Here is an 18,482-nt window from a genome sequence, read left to right as displayed (position 1 = left end):
AATACTAAACACCAAGAGCTATAGGGGGTTGCGAAGATCGCCATTAAACCAGACGGTGTAATTGTAAACGCAAAGCGGATGGCTGGAACAATCGTTACTGCCATCCGCTTATCTGTTGCGTAAAAGTAAGCTATAAAGGCCTACTACGTCCTTGCCTTTATTCCACGACTACCCAGTCCGTTCCTCCGCGCCCAAACACTTCCGGCGAATACATTTCCTCTGCCTTAGGCGGAGGGACGATGAATTTGCCAGGCGTAGTAGCGCGGGCAACGTAGGTATAAGTGTGGACGCCCTCCCAGAGCAGGGAAGCAAAGGCTTCAGCACGCTGATCACGCAGGTTCTGGTGCTCATACCAAGTCCAATGCCACCACCAGTAGCGCATGCTCTCCTGGTCTGCAGGGTCTTGAGGGATGCTGCCGGTGACAGCCAGAGCGGGGTTGAGGATTTCGAATCCTGCCGGCAATGGGTCCATCAGTGCAACGTGATAGCGGCGCGATGGCGCGACCATAGTTAGCCGCACACGCACTCGTGCCCCGGCGCGGACGTGCCAGGTGCCGTCCTCATCTTGCTGCACATCCTGGGGGTTATCCACGGCTTCGTAAGTGCGTAGCACGGTAAAGCCCTGCTCCGTTGGTTCAAGGTCCAGATCTTTAGGAGCATATCTCATGCCCAGCCGATAGTAAAGCCGGCCTGGCCCGTCCTTGCTCAGGATGAGATTCTGCACACCCTGGCGCTGAACGAGGAACCACATGGGTACCTGCACTGCCTGGTACTCCGTAGTGCGGCCCACGAATTTGAAACCTGCCACATACTGATCGCCGAGCCAAATGCGTGCTACGAACTCGGGTGTCTGCGCTTCGTAAGTATTAAAGTACTTGTCCAACGCCAGGAGGATGAAAACATTCTCCTGCGTGTTGTCCCATTTGCCCCGTTTGCGATGGGCCAGCAAGCCGCGAACGATTTTGGGAATCAGGTCGCTGTCTGGTTGGTCTTTGATCAGCGCTTCTAAGATGACCCCATCGGCACGGCGATTGGATGCCAGCAACAGATAGCCATCTTCCTCGCGATAGGAGTTGGTGAAGGTAGCAGCGCCTGCTGTTTCCACCACGCGATTGTTGAGAAAGCGACGAATCTCGGTTACCTCTGCGGTGGATTGCGGGTCATCGGAAAGCACATAGAGCAGCCAGCCCAGAGCCTCTGGTTGCAGCCCAGTCGCGCCCTCGTCCCTGAGCAATTTGCGGGCGCGGGCGGTGTCCACATCCCCTAGTTGCGTCCGAACATAGAGGGCATAAGCGGTGAGGGTATTGCGCACATCCTTGCTGTACCAGGATGGAAAGTGTTTTTCGATATCCCGTATATAGTTCAATGCGCTAGATAGCATCTCATCGGGCACAGTAAAGCCCTTCTGCTTGGCTCTGACCAAGGCATGGGCCGCATGGATGGTGTGGAAAGGCCAGGACTCACGCCCTCGTTGCCAGATAGGAAAGCCGCCATCCATATTCTGAAGACCCTGTAGTATTTCGATGTCACGCTGCACTGCTTTGAGTAGCTCTTCCGGCCTAGGTAGCCCTTCAGCTTGGAAAGCGCTCAACACATCGCGTAGTGCGGCCACAGCCAGAATGCGCGATGCGATTTGTTCCGAGCATTCAAAGGGATACTCTACTAAGTAGAGCACTGCATCTGTCAACGCTTGCAGGGCTGTGGATGAGGTGCTGATGTCAAGGCCACCAAATTGTACGTAGGCATTACTGGGGGCAATCACTGGCTGAGCAATGGCGCCTTCATCTACGATACCATAGACGGCGAAGGCCTCTGTCGTGGCTGGAGTGTACACGGGGAGAGAGAACTCAGCCGCGTCAGCCCAGGGGCCAGACACAGCACCCACCTGGAAGTGGGCAGTGCCAGCTTTGTCTGTGGTGAACGGGAAGCGCACTTCGCGGCGATCTCGTGCTGGGACGGTCAAGCGCTGACCAGCGCTACCAACGAGGTTCATATTGGTTGCACGTACTACAACATCTACCTGCATCGGCTCATCTGTCTGGTTCTGTATGACCACTGGCAACTCGAACTCATCACCAAAGTTCAGGAAGCGCGGTGGCGAGGGGCGCACCATCAACGGTAGCCGCGCGGTGATGCTCGATTCAGCCTTGCCAAATTCCCTCTCACCGGCCACTGCTACGACCATGACACGGTAGCGGGTTAGGTTGTCAGGTAGTTTGACCTGCACCGCTGCATGCCCATCTGCATCCGTAGGCGCCTCCGGTTCGAAAGTGGCCAGCGGGTTGAAATCCATGCGTATTTGGATGGGCTGGCCAGTGCTTGGCGCCTCAGCCCCCACATACGATTTCTCTGCCGGCATCGGTGGCACAGGAGCCATGGCCATCGGTAGGGCTGCGCGCAACATCTGATCGGATGCTACCTGTTCTACTAGCCCGGAAGGCTCCATTAGAAGGATGTGTCCCCGCAAGTGATAATCTGCTACACCGGCTGAACGACGCTGGTAGAAAATCGCCACCGGGTCGGCAAGCTGGTAATTGGTCAGAGACAAGATAGCTTCATCCACTACCACCACGGCCAGTTCGGCGCCTTGTACTGGTTTGCCCGATGCGTCTTTCACGGTGATGTCTACTAGGGTTTCTCCGCCTGGCTCCAGTTCTTTATCCCTCGGTGTTACCTGCAGGGAGAGCGTGCGCGAGTACGGTGGCACGGAGAGGTCCAGTCGGCCGGTGGCGAAGGCGGGCCTCTTTGGCAAGGTTTCATCTACCTCGCCTGCGCTGTTCAGACGAGGTGCGGAGCCGACGAGATCCACTTGCACGTGAAGGTTGGGGATATATGCTTCCACAATCGGTACCCGGATGGTGTACGTGGACTCATCCATGCGAAAGCGCTCCGTGTGGATGATACCGGCTCGGCGCAAGGTAAGCAGTCCCTCGGCGGGGACGAACGGCGACTGCACCAGTATCTCCGCTGTATCCCCAGGCTGATATTCCTGGCGGTTGGGAATCAACTCAACTTCTTCTTGCTCCACCCGCGTCGCACCGGGCTGCTTCCCGCCACTAACCCAGCGGGTGATCTGGGTCAAATTGCGGCGACCCTTGCCATCCACAATAGTTGCAGTGATGCGGTAGGTACCGCCTTCTGGCGTTTCGAAAGTGCAGCTAACCGGCTCCTCTTGTGAACCTACGGTGCAGCGTTGTTCATCCACTTCTTCCTCACGCCATTCGCCTTTCACGTAGCGCCAGTCCAGACGTACCATGCGCATCTCAATGGGTCTGTCGGCTATGGTTTTGCCATCCAGATCTGTGACGATGGCATCTACTTTGATAGGCTTGCCTTTCTCGTAAAAAGTGGCGCTGGTGCGCAAGCCCACGTACAGGTCGGCGGGATGTACTAGAATCTGCGAGGAGGCAGACCAGGCCTGGCGGTTGACATCCATGACCGAGGCTTCTATTGTGACATTATTTGGCTGCGGAGGGTCAACTGCCTCGAAGTCAATGCGCAGATTGTGCTTGCCCGCTGCATCGGTAACGCCAGTAAAGGTTTGAGAGCGGATAGTCACGGGCTCCGGGATGCCCCAGCGGGGAAAACCGCGCCACCAAGGTACCCAGATACCGAAGGTGAAGTCATCCCAATTAGGTGGTCTGTAGGTCCCCGGCTGCGAGGTTACGTTCCAGATAACCTCGGAATTGGCCAACGGCCCCCCCGCATAGTACTTGGCTTCGACTGTGGCAGTGGCATGTTCCCCAACGAAGTAGGGACCTTCGCTGATGCTAGTGGAAACCTCAAATTCTGGACGCCGGAATTCCTGAACCTGAAATGTATGGTAGTGCTCTGCCCCGCTTGCTACTGCGCCGCCTAAAGCCAAGCGTAGATTGGCATAGCCCAAGTTCATGTTTTCTGGCAGTTTGAACGATGTGTCAAACCCGCCGAGGGCATTCAGGTATAGTGTGCCGGCCAGGAGTTGGTTATCGCGGGAATCAACCACCTGATAAGAAACAGGCGTGCCCTTTGGAGGTGCAGTCAGCACATCGGCGCCCTCGCTCATGCCGACCAAGCGAACCCAACCTTTGACATGGACTTCCTCGCCGGGGCGGTACATCTGGCGGTCATCGAAAACGTACCAACGCGGCTGGTCTACTGATTCTACATAACGCCAGCCAATGTCCCACCAACTGGTGCTGCGAGGCAAAATAGCAGTGTCATCACCAAGCTGGGCAATGAGATAACCGTTTTTCTCCTCCTTGGAGGGCAGGGGTAACCTAGCCAATCCGTCAGGGCTGGTCTTGGCACTAACTTTTCCTGGGAAGAGGGTCAATTCTACTCCTTGCAGCGGAGTTCCATCTTGGATCGAGTTGGCCCAGGCAATCATTTGCTGACTGTCCACAAAAGCATCCAAGCCAATGTTGGTCACCTGCACCCAGACGCGGATCACTGGTTTCCAATCCCGATCCGCAGAGATTGACACGGAGGGCTGACCCGCTTCTATGATCAGGATGACATGCCCCTTTCCGCCTTCCAGCACGCGTGTCAGGTCAATAGAAGTCTCAGTGAGGGTGTCCAACTCGCCAGCGACACGTACCTGCTCATCCAATACTTTACGGCCCGGTGGCTCACGGGGCTGGTCGCGACGGCTGGCTTCCTGCAGATACTCCAGGTAACTGAGCCAATCCTCTGGCTTCACTGCGTAGGCTTTCACCGTCACTGTGTTGTAGTTGATGGTGAAAATGGAATACGTTGGCTTGCCGGCGGGATCCACAACAGCGAGGTTTTCCCAGGAGACGTACATGGACGGTTCGGCTGAGCCGACCTGGAAGGTAACGATTGTGTCTTTGCCTAGAGTTTGCCCGAACTGGTCAGCGATGCCCGCTTTCAGCGTTACTTTGTAAGTCGTCCGCCCTTTGGAGCGTCCCTCGATTTGCAAGGTGTTGCCTATGATGGAGAGCTTTCCTCCGGGCAATTCCGGTTCAATCTGCACCAGGGATTCATCAAAGACTTCCCCGTTCAGCGGATTGCTGAAACGGATGTACCAAGGCATCATGGGGCGACATTCATCCCCCCAGCCACAATTGGATTCCACGACACGCAATGGCCCGTACGTGGTGAAGGTGAAGCTCTGCACGCTATCCGTGATCAGAGGGCCTTCCGCTGACGGCGTACCGGGGCCAATGTCCACGGTAACGGTAGTGTCATAGGGCAACAAGTCTGAGCAACGGAAGGCCAGCCAGCGTCCTTCGCCAGCATCTTTTGCCAGACGGGCAACCGTCTCGTCCGCCTCTACTTCCTCTTTCTTGGCCAGCATGGTGGGGAACACTTTGCCGCCTGCCTTGACCTTGATTGTTTCCAATACGGCAGAAGGATCAATGCGCTGGTCGAAAGCAACGAATATCAATGGATTGCGCACTTGAGGACCTTCTGCGGGATGCGTCGACACTACGCGTGGCGGCGGCGTGGTAAAGGTCCACGAAACGGTTTCTTCCAGCCTGCCGCCGATGGCTGAAGTAGTGCCGGCGGGGATTTCCACCGTGTAGATGGTGGCCATGGGGAAGCGGACGGTCGGCTGGAAAACGAGGGTCTTGGTGCCCACCCAGCGCCAGGACCCCTGGGGCAAAGGCGACAGTTTGACCGGCACTTCCTTTGCCGCCAGTTCGGCGTGGTCAGTGAGAGGCACCATTGGTTGGTCGAAGGTGATGCTGAGGAAAGGAGCCAACTCCACATTGCCCTCGGGGCTGTAACGGAGCACTCTCAATGGGCCAGCAGGTGGTTGCTCACTAGGTTGCATTTCAACAGACGGTGGGAAGGGCTGTTGGATCGTCTCGCCTGGGCGTGGCGCAGGCAGCGTCTCTGGTGGCAAGCGAAATTCTTGCCTATCCTCAGGTCTGTCCGCAAGCGGGGGCAGCCTGTTCAACACGGCCTGTGCTTCCTCTGGGGACAGAGGCTCTGTCTCTGCTAGCGGTACAGGAACTGGTTGAATGGGTACTTCCGAACCCTGGCTAAGTGCGAAACGCATGCCGCCTGTGCATCCTTCTGTAACGAGCAGAGTGGCGGGTCGGACCATGGTCAGCCCATACTCGCCAGTGACAACTGGGACTTTGGTTGGCATGGGTGTCGCAGGCGCAACACACCCCACCATGCCTGTTATGAGCAGAAATGACAATAGAGCGTGAGCGTATCTCCGTACCGCCGCACGATGCCCAAAGAACGCATTGCGCTGTGGAGTATAATCCAACATAGCCGCCTCCTCAAAACTAGACATTGCGTATCTCTGACGCCTAAATACGCAGGTTTGTTCCCGTTTTGAAGGCCTGCAGTGGGTTGATACCCTGTCAATCTTCGTATACGCGCCAGAAGGGTTTCTCCGGTTCCCAGCGGTCGAAGAACTCTTGTGGTGGTCGTACCAGGATGGCTTCTGCTTCTGCTGCAATAGTTCCATCGGGGAGCAAGAGGTTGGCAGCAACTCTGGCCCTGTTGGATGTGCGTTGGGTGCCCCAACCATACAAGGTCACGGGTTGGCTAGTGGGAACTGGCCTGCGATATTTTACCTCCAACTTGAGCGTTACCATTAGGTTGCGGTCATCGCCATCCAGAAGCAGGGCACGCCCTGCGGTTTCATCTAGGAGTGCGGCAATGATACCGCCATGCACAATGCCTGGATAACCATTGAAGTGCTCTGGAATGGCGACAGTGGCCTGAACTCGCTGGGTGGCATGGTCATTGTACCAACTTACTTTCAACCCCACTGGGTTTTGGCGGCCACAGACAAAACAAGTGCGCGAATTGGGTTGCTTCTCCATGGCAAAACAAGTCCTTAGCGAGTGATGTGATTTTCGTCTATGGGTAGTTTACTCTCTCTTGCCGTTGGATACAAATTGACTTGTGCGCATGGCGGTTGGTGGACAGGGCGAATACGCAATTTGCCCCTATAACGGCGGACTGTTGTCCGCCTGGAGTGTTGAGTATGTCATCAGCACTGCCGCGCCCACCCCAGGCCATTTCAATCCCGGCGTGGACCTGCCGCCCAGGATTCTGCCTTGCGCATGAGATCCTCGGCTTCGGTCTGGGTCTCACACCAAGTAACGTACATCAGTCCTTCTGGCTCGAGTGCCCTCAGCACGCGCTCTGCATAGCGTGCCTCGCCGTGCAAATGCAGGAGTTTGCCTGCCTTCTGGATGCGTCGGTACATAGGTATCCACTCTGAGACGGGCGGTTGTCCCTCACCAGGCGTCCACTGGATGCCTTTTAGGTTGGGTATCTCCAGCAGGCGGTCGAGATGCTTGATCGCACCTGGGCCGTCCAGGTGGTAAAGCGCAAAGTCTAGATTGGAGAGCACGATCTCCAATTCGGGGACTACAAAGGAGTTGAACATGGCTGGCGAGATCATGCAGGATAGATCGGATTGCACATTGTACATCTTGCCTGGCGCCCAAACTCCGAGCCATTGGATGCTGCCCTGGTCATTTTCTTCCACCATTGCATACAGCTCATTGTAGCAATGAACCCAGATGTGAGCCAGTTCGATGACTGCCTGCTGCACTTGCTCTGGACGACCAACCATGTCCAGAAGCAAAGCCTCTGTAGTGCGCAGACTTGCCAGTACATCCGTGCAGCCTCCCAGGTCGGTGATACCGGTTAGGGCTTTCCCGGCGAAGAATGCGCAAGAAAGGCGAGTCAGGTCCTTAGTCAGTTGCCACCAGCGATTGTCCTCCTCCTGAAGGAGGGGGCGTTCGTATTCGTATGCGATAGGGCCATACCAAACTGTGTCAGGGGCAAAAGTAGGACGCGAGCCCAAGTAGGTAGCCATGATTCCTGGGCCCAGGTTAATCCAGTGCGATGGGACAGCTTCCGCTCCAAAGTACTGGGTGCGAAAGTGATGGTCTGCTGCCGCGATGAGGTAATCCGGGTCTGTCCACAATTGCGTCGGATCTTGTGGAGTGGTCGGTGGTTTTGGTCCCGGGAGTGCCACATCGCGCGGTGCGTAGATCTGCAAAGTTGCCCGCTGAATGGCGGAACCATTCCAAAAGGCAATCAAGTGCTCTTTGGCCTGTTCCCAATCTTCTTTGTATTCCAATGCTCCTCCTACAAAGGGCGTAAGCGCGGCTGCACCTGTTGCTCCCCTCAGATCAAGCGGAGAATTGCCGCACCAGGGCCACTATTTCCTGCCCTTCTTCCACGCTGGACACGTTGCTGGCCAGGATGATGTTCGTGCTCCTTGCCAGACCCTCGATGCGTTGTCGCACGTCCTCTCCGGTGCATCCGATGGAAAGAGGCACGTTGTGAGTCTTGGGCAACAGGGTGTCCAAATGGTCAAAGGGGCGCGGGGTATTGGGGTCATCGGACACCTGCACGCCGACCAGGTTGCGCAGTTGGGTTATCTCTGGAAGGACATGCATCCCCAGGGAATGCGTATGAATCTGGCCATGCCCAAAGGCATCAATTACCTGCTGCGTGTAAGGGCGAGCGAACTGGGCGTAGATGTGCGGAGAGACCATGCAGGCGATATCCTCCGACATGCAGATGGTGCCCGCTGGCAGCCAGGCACCAGCAATGCTGCCTTCCCAGTAGTAACCGATCAATGCCTGCAGTCTCTTGGCAATCCAGATGGTAGCCTTGGTGCAGAATGCCATCAGCCGATGCACCTGCTCTGGAGCATCGAAAAAATCGGTGAAGAGGCGTTCGCCGCGCAGGGCATGAGCGAGGTCCAACGGCGAGTAGTAGCCTCGCACAAGGGGTATGGGTGCAGAGCGCATGCGCTCCACTGCATAACGAACGGCGCGCTCCAGCAAACGTACCCAATAATTGTCCTCGCGCAAGGCAAGTTCATCCAGATCTGCCCAGTCGTGGAGCACGGGTGCAGCCCAGGAGGTGTCCGGCGTGAAAATCACTTCTCCGGCAACAAAAGCGCTGTAATCGCCGATGCCGAAGAACAGCCCAAAGCCGGGGATGAGGTCATCTGGTATGGCTCTGGTCACTTCCAGCATGGCCTCATAGTTGCGTAGGCAAAGGTCAAGGTAATCCTCCAGCCCCTCGTCTAGGCTTACTTCGGTCAGTGGAGGAGCCTTTTCGGGTGGCTCGAATGGTGGGGTGGCGTAGATGCAGATATGCCCTGGCCCCTGTGCCGCATAGAGCCGTTTATAGCGTTCGATCACTTCATAGAGAGCGGGTTTGTAGTAGAGAATGTCTTTGAACATATGTGCTCCTTGTGTTCCTTTAGTGGGTAGGGACGAGAATAGCAGCAGCCCAAGGCTCGAGCTTGACGCGCAGAGAGCCCCCCTTTGCTCTATATTCTCTATCAGTGAGCAGGTCTCGGTAGAGCCCTGGGGCAAGATGTAGATCCACTTGCGCCTTGCCCTCCGCAGCATGTAGGATGATACAGCACGAATCCTCATCCTTGACCTTGCGGTAGACGAGCAAACCATTCGCTCCATCGCTCAGAGTGGGTATCCTGTCGCCACGGCGTAGGGCAGGATGGGCGTGGCGGGCGGCGCACAGGCGCCGGTACCCTTCCATTAGTTCGTGGTCCTGCTCTTCGTCCCAGATCATGGGCAAGCGGACATATTGCAAGTGATTGCGGGAATCGGCGGGTTGGCTGAGCCCTACTTCTGTGCCATAGTAGACGATGGGTGGCTGGCTGAGGGTGAACTGGCAGGCAGCAGCGACGCGCAAGCGGCGCTTGTCCCCACCTGCCATCCACAGGAAGCGGTTCATGTCGTGGTTGTCCAAGAAAGTCAGCAAAATCAATCCCCGTCCGAAATAGGATTCGTGCCGTTCGAGAAAGCGCTCAAAGTCGGCCACCGTCTGCTTTCCGGTGGCAAAAGTTCGCCGTGCTTCCTCGCACCAGGTGAAATCTAAGCAGCCATCCACCCGCCCTGCGAATGTGCGCAGCATTTCAGGCGGAGTCACTGCCTCGGCGAAAGTGAGGCCATCGGCGCGCACGGAACGCACCGCACGGCGAAAGTCGGTCCAAAAATTGCGCGATGGCCCCAAAGCATAGTCCAGCCGGTAGCCATCCACGCCGTGCTCGCGCATCCAATATCGCGCTACCTCGAGCATGTATTGTCGTGCAGGTGCGTATTCCAAGTTGAACTGCGGTACCTGCTTGATGCCAAAGAAAGCTTTGTATTTGTCTGGCCACCGCTCAAACGTGTACCAAGAGCAGTAAGGACTCTGGCGGTCTGCCTGTGCAGCGTGGAAGAATGGATGCTGATTAGAGGCGTGGTTCGCCACAAAATCTAGGATGACGCGCATGCCATAGCTGTGCGCTTCAGCGACCAACTCGTGCAGGTCTTCATTGGTGCCTAAGGCTTCTGCTACGCGATAGTAGTCTGTCGCATCGTAGCGGTGATAACTGGGCGAAGCATAGATAGGCGACAGCCAGATGCAATTGAAACCCAAGTCTCTCACGTATGGCAATTTCTGTCTCACTCCGACCAGTGTACCGCCCATGATCTCTTCTAGATCATCGGTCTGGATATATGTTTGCCCATCCCCGGGATAGAAGCGATCCAAGAAGATATGATAGATAATGGCATCCCATGCCCAATCTGGAGCAGTCCAGCGGTCAACAGCATAGGCGAAGATGGGTGTTTCGGTGGTTGAACCTTCGCCGCCAGAGGCATACTGACCGTTTGCTTCCAGATTGTACCGTACCAGAGTCCCTTCTGGTTGTCCTGGGATCTCTCCTTCCCATTCCTCGACATAATTCCAGACGAGGTCTTCCCAGTGAATGTTCACCCGGTGCAACGGTATGGCTGTGCCCACCGTGGCTATTCCATTCTGACCCTTGGGTTCGCGTCCATCAATGGTGTAGTAGCACCAGACTCCCTGTGCAGTGATCTGCGGTCCCACTCGCAGGCGTAGGCGTACTGGTTGTCCGGGCAGCGGGTCCAGCGGTTCGATGCGATGCCCATGCCACAAGCCACGCAGGGATGTTTGGTGTTCTTTGACAATCTGATCAGTAAGCGAGGTCGTGCCAAAGATAAAGTCTTCCAAATCTGCGCCTCCGATGAAAGTGTGTTTCAATCAGCAAGTTCATACAATATGTTTGCAGGCGTAAAGTTGACATGCTGCTTCATTCCTACACTGTGAGTGTGCTGGTGAATTGGTCAATGCGGTCTATGCAGTTCCAAAACTAGCCCCTCTTGTGCCTGCAACTCAAGCGTCCACGTATCCTCTGTGATAGGGGGGAATGTGCGCTGGCTCAGAGGGTCGGACACTACCCATGGCGGTGCGGGCAATGTCGAAGCACCCAGGTCAAGCGTTGCCTGCTTTGGTTCCCGAGCGAAATTGAGCACGATCAGCAAGTGAGCCTGAGTATCCTGGCGCATATAGGCGTAAACGTATGAAGATTCCTCTTCGACTGTTACGCGCTCATAACTGCCTCTACGCAATGCTGAGTAGGATTGACGCAGGCGAATCAAGCGCCGGTAATGGCTGAGCAGTGAGTTTGGGTCGCTCTGCTGTTCTTCCACTGAGATGCCATCGTGGGGGCGATTGTTACGGTCGGTTGGACGGAACCAGGTCGTCATGCCCGCTCCTTCTTCAGCTGCATACCAGTCCATTGGCTCGCGACGGTACTCGTCCCAATAAGGCTGCCCTTTGCCCTTGACCCCTGCCATGCCAATTTCTTCTCCGTAATAGACAAGCGGCGTTCCCGGCAGGGTGAACAAGAGCGTGGCTCCCAGTTTCGCCCGTTGCACGTCGCCCTGCACATTGCTCATCACGCGGTTCGTGTCGTGGTTGTTCAGAAAGATCACGTTCTGCGCACCCCACGGATACAATTTGGCACGCTGCACCAGTGAGGCATGGATGAAACCGGGCTTGTCCGTGCCGCCCAGCACACCACGCCCCACGGTATCCTGGTGGCCAGCCAGCATGTAATACAGTGGAAAATCAAAGGTGCTATCGAATTCGTCTTGGTAATACCTGGCGATATCTGGTGCATTGCTCCATACTTCACCTAGCAATAGAAAGTCTGGCCGCAACGTTTTAATTCCACGGCGCAAGTTCTTCCAAAAGGTGTGTGACAGACCCAAAGCGTAATCGCAACGGAAGCCGTCCACGCCATCGCTCAGGTCTCCATCCCCATCCAAATCCATCCAGTACTGGGCCACGCGCAGCGCATACTCTTGCACCGCAGGGCAATCTCCATTTATCGAGGGCACGATAGGGATATTGGCGAAGGATTTGTAACGCGTGTGCGCCTCATCATACCAGATGAACCAGTCGGCGTAAGGAGAGGACAGGTTGCCATAGGCATCCTGGAAGAAGGGGTGCTGGTTGGACATATGTGCCATGACATAATCCAGCAGCACGCGGATGCCGCGCCTATGGCACTCCTCTACTAAGCGGATGAGGTCTTCCTGACTGCCATACTCTGGTCGTATCTGGAAGTGGTCGGTCGTATCGTAACCATGGTAACTGGCGGCTGCGAAGATGGGCATCAGCCAGATAGCATTGATTCCCAGGTCATCGTCTGTGTTAGGGTTACCATCGTTCAAATAGTCCAGTTTTGCAGTCAGTCCGTTCAAGTCCCCAATGCCATCGCCATCAGAGTCGTAGAAACTAGCCAGGAGAATAAGGTACAGGATGGTATCCTCTCCCCATGCGGGGGCTGTGACAGCCGGGATGGGTGTGGCTGTGGGGACAAAAGGCTGATAGGTGGGCGTCGGAACTAGGGTGGCGGTCGGTTCTGCCGTAGGCGGCATGGAAGTTGGCGTCGCCGGAACATGCTGACAGGCAACCAGGATGATAGCCACTGCCCACCCCCAATGCAAGGGATGGAAGAGCTTCGAGTTCATAGGCTATGTTATCCTTTCAACGCACCTTTGGTTAGTCCTTCTACGAGGAATCGCTGCAGGCTATAGAAAATGATGGCAATGGGCACAGAGCCAAGGATAGAAGCAGCAGCGAACATGGTCCAGTTGGAAGCATACGGGGCTTGGAAGAAACGCAAACCCAAAGCTACAGTATAGTTCTGCTTCCCGGTGAGGACGATGCTGGCTAAGATGTAGTCGTTGTAGAAGGTGATGAGGTTGAACATAAACGTGACCGCTACCATGGGCATGGCCAGTGGCATGGCGATGCGCACGAACGCCTGCCAATGTGTGGCGCCATCAATATAAGCGGATTCCTCCAGTTCGCGTGGGATGGAGTCAAAGTAGCCGCGCATCAACCAGGCATTGAAGGGGATAGTGATGCCACCGTAAACCAGGATCAGCCCCAGAAAAGTGTTCAAGAGGCGCAGTGCTTGCAGGATGCGGAAGATGGCTACAATGACGGCTGCCGAGGGCAGCATTTGAATTAGGACCAGGATCAGAAGTCCATAGCGCCGTCCCCAGAAGCGGAAGCGAGAGAAGGCATAGGCCATGGTCACGGTCAGCGAGAGGGCCAGCAGACTGCCGCCAATGCAAGCCACGGCGCTGTTTTTCATCCAGGTGGCAAAGCTCGTTTTGCGAAATAGGTTGACGTAATTCATAAGAGTGATTTTGCGCGGGATCAAAGTGCTGGAGTACAGGCTTGCTCCCACGTTGAACGATGAGGTTACTACCCAGAGCAAAGGGAAAATGGTCAAGAGGCAGGCTAGGATGAGCACCAAGCGCGTTAGATTGACGCTCACCACATCGCGCCAGCGTACGCGTTTGCGTTGTACCATCGCTGTTCTCTCGCTCATCTCTCCACCTCCTTGAATGCGCCGGTGAGCCAGGAGTTGATTACGGTGAGGCTGCCTACGATTAGAAAGATAAGGATACCGTTGGCTGCGGCCAGGGCATAGTCACGGTCGTTGGAAGCAAAAGCCATCTTGTACATGTAGGTTGCCAGCAGGTCTGTCGCGCCGGCCAGGGAGCCTGGATTTGTGTAGGGCCCACCGCCGGTCAACAGGTAGATGACGCTAAAATTGGTGAATTGAAAGGCAAAACTGGAGATAAGCAAGGGCAGGGTGGCGGATCGCAGCAGTGGAAAGGTTACATAACGAAACAGCTGCCATGTACCAGCCCCGTCTATCTTCGCCGCATCGTACAGTTCTTCTGAGATGCTTTGGAGTGCTCCCAGGCAGGCGGTCATCATGAAGGGGAAGCCAATCCACAAGTTGACAATGAGGCAGGTGACCTTGACCCAGGATGGATGGCTCAGCCACGGCACGGCCTTGAACCCTAACTGAATCAGGATGCGGTTGATGGGGCCAAAGGAAGTGTTGAGCAGTCCAGCCCAGGTCAGGATGGTGATGGTGGAAGGCATGGCCCATGGCAGGATGAGCACAGTGCGGTACAAGTTGCGCTCCTTGATCTTGCGGTTGTTTAGTAGGAGTGCGAGCAAGAGTCCCGTGGAAAATGCCAGAAGGGTAGACAATATAGCCCAGGTGACGGTCCAGGTAAAGACGCCAAGGAATTCGGCTCGCTTGCTGCCGAGAATGATTTTCTCAAAGTTACGCAGCCCAATGAACCTCCAGTCCTGCAGGTGAAGCACGCTGTAGTTGGTGAAAGCCAAGATAACCGAGACGACTGCAGGGATGAAGGTTGTAACCAGCATGGCTAGGAGGCCAGGCAGAAGGTAGAGATAAGGGTATATCTTTCTGCCCATCGGTTGCCTTTTGACAGCCGTTACCATGTCTATTCCTCCTAAATCTACTCAGAGAGCGTGGGCGAGACGAGAGTCTCGTCTCGCCCACGCAAGGCGAAGGGGGCCAAGGTCTGGATAGCGGTGAGCTTATTGTTTCTGTGCCTCAGCAATGGCCTGCACGATCTGATCTTGTGCTGCTTTCAAAGCCTCTTCTGCCGTGGCCTGGCCATGCACCACGGTCTGGAAGGCAGTGATGGCGGGCAGCCAGACCATGTTCATCTCGTTGATGCTGGGAAGCGGATCGCTCTCTTCGAGCTGGCTCATCCAGGCGGCTAGCGCTGCATCCTGGGTCAGGCTCGGGTCTTTGAGCGCATCCTCATGGACTGGGATGTTGCCAGGGTTGGCTGTGTAAAGGGGAACGGGCAGACTCTTCCCCAAATAGGCAGCCAAAGCCATTGCTTCTTCCTTATGCTTGGAGTAGGCGTTCACGGAAAAGCCGGTGAACGTGGCGAATGGATGCGGATACTTGCCGTTGTCCAGCATGGGAATGCGCGCCACGCCGACATCCACCCCAGCATCTTGGAACACAGACACCATGTTGGGATGAGTGATGATCATGGCTGCTTTGCCCTCGGTAAACAGACTGTTCATCACATCCCAGGTGACATCGGGGGGCATGAGATTGTGCACCTGAACGAGGTCGCGCACAAAGTTAAGCCCCTTGATCGCACCCTCGTTGTAGAATCCGATGTCCTTGGTATCCCAACCGCTGCCCGTCCACTTGAAGACGTAGCCGCCATAACCGGCCCAGAAGCAGTAACTGAACCAGAACTGGTCAACGGTGTAGAGGAGGCCATAGCTATCCCCTTTGGTCAACTCTTTGGCTTTAGCAATCAACTCGGCCATGGTCTTGGGCGGTTCGCTGATGAGGTTCTTGTTGTACAGTAGCGCATAGACATCGGCGCAGATGGGCACGCCAATGAGATGTCCGTCAATGATGAAGGCATCAATGGCAGCCTGGGTGTACTTGGCTCTTTCGCTAGAGGACAAGGCCTCGTCTATGGGGGCGATCAGCCCACCTGGGTAGTTTCCACCGGCGCCGTTGTTCGTGATCATGAACAGGTCTGGTCCCTCGCCTGCGGGGAAAGCCACAGGGATTTTCTCCAGCATGTCGAAATATCCAATATCTACGACCTCGACCTGGTTGCCTGTCTCTTTCGCCCACTCCTCGATGACCTTATGCGTTGCTTCCATCCCTGGCGCACCAACGCGATCGTTGATCCACACCGTCAGCTTGACCGGCGGCTTAGTCGGGGAAGGAGGCACGGGTGTAGCTGCTGGCGCTGACGGTTGGGTTGGCGCCTTGGTTGGTGGCGGAACAGGGGTGGGGGTTGGTTTTGGTGCACACCCGCCCACGGTACCCGCAAACAACGCGACGATGGAAACGAGCAAAACGAAACGGTGTATGCGATGCATTTTTTCTTCCTCCTTACAAGTTTATCGTTCAAAGTTAGTAGGATGCGCTCTCCGTACTTGAAGCGCTGAAAGTACTTGCTACAAACCTTGTCAGAAACTTTTTGCCCTTGCTTCACCTCCTTTTGTCCATGGCAGAAACCTCATTCTTGCTAAGCCTCGGTAGAGGCACGAACAATGAGCCTGGGCGGCACCAATATCTGGGTTTGTTCTGGTTCCTTGCCATGCAGCAAAGAAACCAGCATTTCCGCCGCCAGACGCCCTAAGTCAGCGACACCCTCGAAGGCGACGCTGCAAGGTGGTTCTAGGAATGGGTAGAGCGGGCTTTCGGCATAGCCAATAACGGCTACATCCTGCGGTATCCTCAGTCCCAGAATGCGCGTGGCATTCATCACCCCAAGCACGGCTGCATCGCTCGTGGCAAAAACCGCCGTGGGGCGGTCGGGCAGCGAGAAGAGCTGCAGCGCTGCCTGAGATGTCGCCGCAGGAGTGCCGGCGACATGGACGATGAATTCCTCTCGGATCTCCAAGCCACAATCTTCCATGCCCTGCCGGTAGCCAGTCACGAGGCGCACCGATACCCCGGCTTCGCGCCGTTCGCCCAGTAGGGCAATGTGCCGATGCCCCAGGCTGTGTAGGTAATCAACAGCGAGGTGTGCCACTGCCTCGATATCCGTATCTACATAGTACAAGCCAGTGTTGTCCGCGCAGCGACCAATCATCACAAAAGGCATCTTGGAACGGCGCAGCAAGTCCACGCGGGGGTCTTGCATTTGCACATGCATGAGGATAACACCGTCCATCTGCTTGCCCCTCACATCCGCTTCCAATTCCATCCAAGCCTCGGGACGATTCAGAGTCGGGTGGATGAACAGACGGTAATCGGTGGTGGCCAAGGTATGTCCGATGGCATTCATGACGGTGATGAGCGACATCTGATAGCCGTAGATGTCCAGGGGTGCGACTAGAGCAATGGTATTGGTGCACCCACGCGCTAGGGCACGGGCCGCGATCTTGGGCTGATAGTTCAGCCGGCGCATGGCCTCGCGGACACGTTCAGCCGTTTTGGGGCTGACGCGATTCTTGTTGTTGATAACATACGAGACGGTGGCGATGGACACCCGCGCCTCGTGTGCGACATCGTAAATCGTGGACACCATTGACCCTCCGATTTGCTTAAGCGCTTAAATTATAGTATAAATAGGGCGAATTGTCAAATCCCTTGCTGTGCATTGTTTGACTGCACACCGCAAGGGGCGCATAATGGTCTCGGGTGTAGAAAAGGCAATGACTACTGAGCAAAGGAGCAAATGACATGGTCACTTTCAAACATATCCCCGATTTTGGACATCTCCGACGCACTTTATTGCGGCAGGGACCTCCTGGCCGTGTTCCCTTCATCGAACTTTTTGCCGATGTCCCCATCATGGAGGCAGTGGTAGGGGAAAAGTTTCCCACGGGATTCGACCGTGAATCGCGCGCCCGTGCCTGTGACCTCACCATCCAGTTCTACCGCCAATTAGGGTACGATTACGTTTGTGCCATCCTCGTCATCCCCCTGAACCGGGCCATCGTAACGGCGGAGGATACGGCAGTTGATGGCGCCATGCGCTATTGGCAGAACGAGACCCAGGGTGTGATCACTTCCTGGGCTGAGTTCGAGTCCTATCCGTGGCCCTCGGTGCAAGATATTGACTACTGGGCAATCGAGTACACGGCGCAGCATCTCCCCGAAGGGATGCAGGTAATTGCGCAAAGCGGTGGTGGCGTGCTGGAGTGGGTGATGTGGATGATGGGTTACCAACCCTTTGCCTTCGCATTGATGGAACAGCCAGACCTGATTGAGGCCATGTTCGCCAAGATCGAGGAACTAACCACGGCAGCGTGCGCTACTGCAGTGGATATCCCGGGTGTGGGGGCTTACTTCTTTGGCGATGACATGGGTTTTACCAACTCCACCATGATCTCACCGCGCCACTTGCGCCAGTATGTGTTTCCCATCCAGAAGAAGTTGGTGGATATCACCCATGCCAAGGGATTGCCCTTCCTCTTGCATTCCTGCGGCAATATCACGGCAATCATGGATGATTTGATTGAGTACGTGGGCATAGACGGCAAGCACTCTTTTCAGGACAAGATCATGCCTGTGGAAGAAGCCAGCCGCCGCTGGGGGGAGCGCATTTCTATGCTAGGCGGCGTAGATATGGATGTCCTTGGTCGTGGCACAGAGGAAGAGGTACGGATCAGGACGCGTCAAATACTCGACTTCTGCGGGCTGCGCGGCGGGTATTGCCTAGGCAGCGGCAACAGCGTGGCCAGTTACATCCCGGTGCGCAATTATCTGGCCATGCTGGACGAAGGCTATCGCTGGAATCAAGAGCACTTTGGCCATGGCTAGACGGCTGCTCACCCTTAGGCTTCGATCTCGTTGCCCACGGCAACGACCCGGAAGCAGT

11 protein-coding genes are annotated in these 18,482 nt (G+C 55.8%); 1 reads left to right on the top strand and 10 read right to left on the bottom strand.

Translation table 11 applies throughout. The features are described from left to right. Positions 1-157: 157 nt before the first annotated feature. From H5T67_00865 to H5T67_00820, 10 genes are all read right to left on the bottom strand, one after another. A complete protein-coding gene (locus H5T67_00865) occupies positions 158-6,229 on the bottom strand; it encodes a hypothetical protein (protein ID MBC7243870.1) in 6,072 nt (2,023 codons plus the stop codon). 94 nt (positions 6,230-6,323) lie between these two features. Beyond that, positions 6,324-6,791 (bottom strand): PaaI family thioesterase, encoded by a 468-nt coding sequence (locus tag H5T67_00860; GenBank protein MBC7243869.1) that lies wholly within the window; start codon positions 6,789-6,791, stop codon positions 6,324-6,326. A gap of 200 nt (positions 6,792-6,991) precedes the next feature. Then, positions 6,992-8,065: a hypothetical protein gene (locus H5T67_00855; protein ID MBC7243868.1), complete on the bottom strand. Its 1,074-nt coding sequence runs from the start codon at positions 8,063-8,065 to the stop codon at positions 6,992-6,994. Positions 8,066-8,117: 52 nt separating this feature from the next. Continuing rightward, the gene (locus H5T67_00850) at positions 8,118-9,185 is read right to left on the bottom strand and encodes a hypothetical protein (protein ID MBC7243867.1); all 1,068 of its coding nucleotides are present in this window, start codon (positions 9,183-9,185) and stop codon (positions 8,118-8,120) included. Positions 9,186-9,204: 19 nt separating this feature from the next. Further along, a complete protein-coding gene (locus H5T67_00845) occupies positions 9,205-10,986 on the bottom strand; it encodes a DUF3459 domain-containing protein (GenBank protein ID MBC7243866.1) in 1,782 nt (593 codons plus the stop codon). A gap of 113 nt (positions 10,987-11,099) precedes the next feature. Beyond that, positions 11,100-12,794, bottom strand: coding sequence for an alpha-glucosidase C-terminal domain-containing protein (locus H5T67_00840; protein ID MBC7243865.1), 1,695 nt, complete (start codon positions 12,792-12,794; stop codon positions 11,100-11,102). A gap of 8 nt (positions 12,795-12,802) precedes the next feature. Further along, positions 12,803-13,666 carry a sugar ABC transporter permease gene (locus H5T67_00835; GenBank protein ID MBC7243864.1) on the bottom strand — a complete coding sequence of 288 codons (864 nt, stop codon included), beginning with the start codon at positions 13,664-13,666 and terminating at the stop codon, positions 12,803-12,805. Continuing rightward, a complete protein-coding gene (locus tag H5T67_00830; GenBank protein ID MBC7243863.1) occupies positions 13,663-14,601 on the bottom strand; it encodes an ABC transporter permease subunit in 939 nt (312 codons plus the stop codon). Before H5T67_00830 ends, H5T67_00835 begins: the two co-directional genes overlap by 4 nt. Positions 14,602-14,700: 99 nt before the next feature. Beyond that, complete coding sequence (locus H5T67_00825; protein ID MBC7243862.1) at positions 14,701-16,029, bottom strand: maltose ABC transporter substrate-binding protein; 1,329 nt, start codon at positions 16,027-16,029, stop codon at positions 14,701-14,703. A 149-nt stretch (positions 16,030-16,178) separates the two neighbouring features. Further along, positions 16,179-17,186: a LacI family DNA-binding transcriptional regulator gene (locus H5T67_00820; protein ID MBC7243861.1), complete on the bottom strand. Its 1,008-nt coding sequence runs from the start codon at positions 17,184-17,186 to the stop codon at positions 16,179-16,181. A gap of 155 nt (positions 17,187-17,341) precedes the next feature. On the opposite strand from H5T67_00820, the gene H5T67_00815 reads away from it, so the two are divergent. After that, the gene (locus H5T67_00815) at positions 17,342-18,424 is read left to right on the top strand and encodes a uroporphyrinogen-III decarboxylase-like protein (GenBank protein ID MBC7243860.1); all 1,083 of its coding nucleotides are present in this window, start codon (positions 17,342-17,344) and stop codon (positions 18,422-18,424) included. Positions 18,425-18,482: the final 58 nt, after the last annotated feature.

The sequence above is a fragment of the Chloroflexota bacterium genome (genome assembly GCA_014360905.1).
GTDB lineage: Bacteria > Chloroflexota > Anaerolineae > UBA2200 > UBA2200 > JACIWX01.
Note: the sequence above shows the minus strand (reverse complement) of the source record. Positions and strands in the feature narration are given on the sequence as shown.

What these genes read in the sequence shown, in the direction of transcription:
- H5T67_00865 (MBC7243870.1), bottom strand. Translation starts at nt 6,229, where the DNA reads ATGTTGGATTATACTCCACAGCGCAATGCGTTCTTTGGGCATCGTGCG.
- H5T67_00815 (MBC7243860.1), top strand. Translation starts at nt 17,342, where the DNA reads ATGGTCACTTTCAAACATATCCCCGATTTTGGACATCTCCGACGCACT.
- H5T67_00830 (MBC7243863.1), bottom strand. Translation starts at nt 14,601, where the DNA reads ATGGTAACGGCTGTCAAAAGGCAACCGATGGGCAGAAAGATATACCCT.
- H5T67_00840 (MBC7243865.1), bottom strand. Translation starts at nt 12,794, where the DNA reads ATGAACTCGAAGCTCTTCCATCCCTTGCATTGGGGGTGGGCAGTGGCT.
- H5T67_00825 (MBC7243862.1), bottom strand. Translation starts at nt 16,029, where the DNA reads ATGCATCGCATACACCGTTTCGTTTTGCTCGTTTCCATCGTCGCGTTG.
- H5T67_00820 (MBC7243861.1), bottom strand. Translation starts at nt 17,186, where the DNA reads ATGGTGTCCACGATTTACGATGTCGCACACGAGGCGCGGGTGTCCATC.
- H5T67_00850 (MBC7243867.1), bottom strand. Translation starts at nt 9,185, where the DNA reads ATGTTCAAAGACATTCTCTACTACAAACCCGCTCTCTATGAAGTGATC.
- H5T67_00835 (MBC7243864.1), bottom strand. Translation starts at nt 13,666, where the DNA reads ATGAGCGAGAGAACAGCGATGGTACAACGCAAACGCGTACGCTGGCGC.
- H5T67_00860 (MBC7243869.1), bottom strand. Translation starts at nt 6,791, where the DNA reads ATGGAGAAGCAACCCAATTCGCGCACTTGTTTTGTCTGTGGCCGCCAA.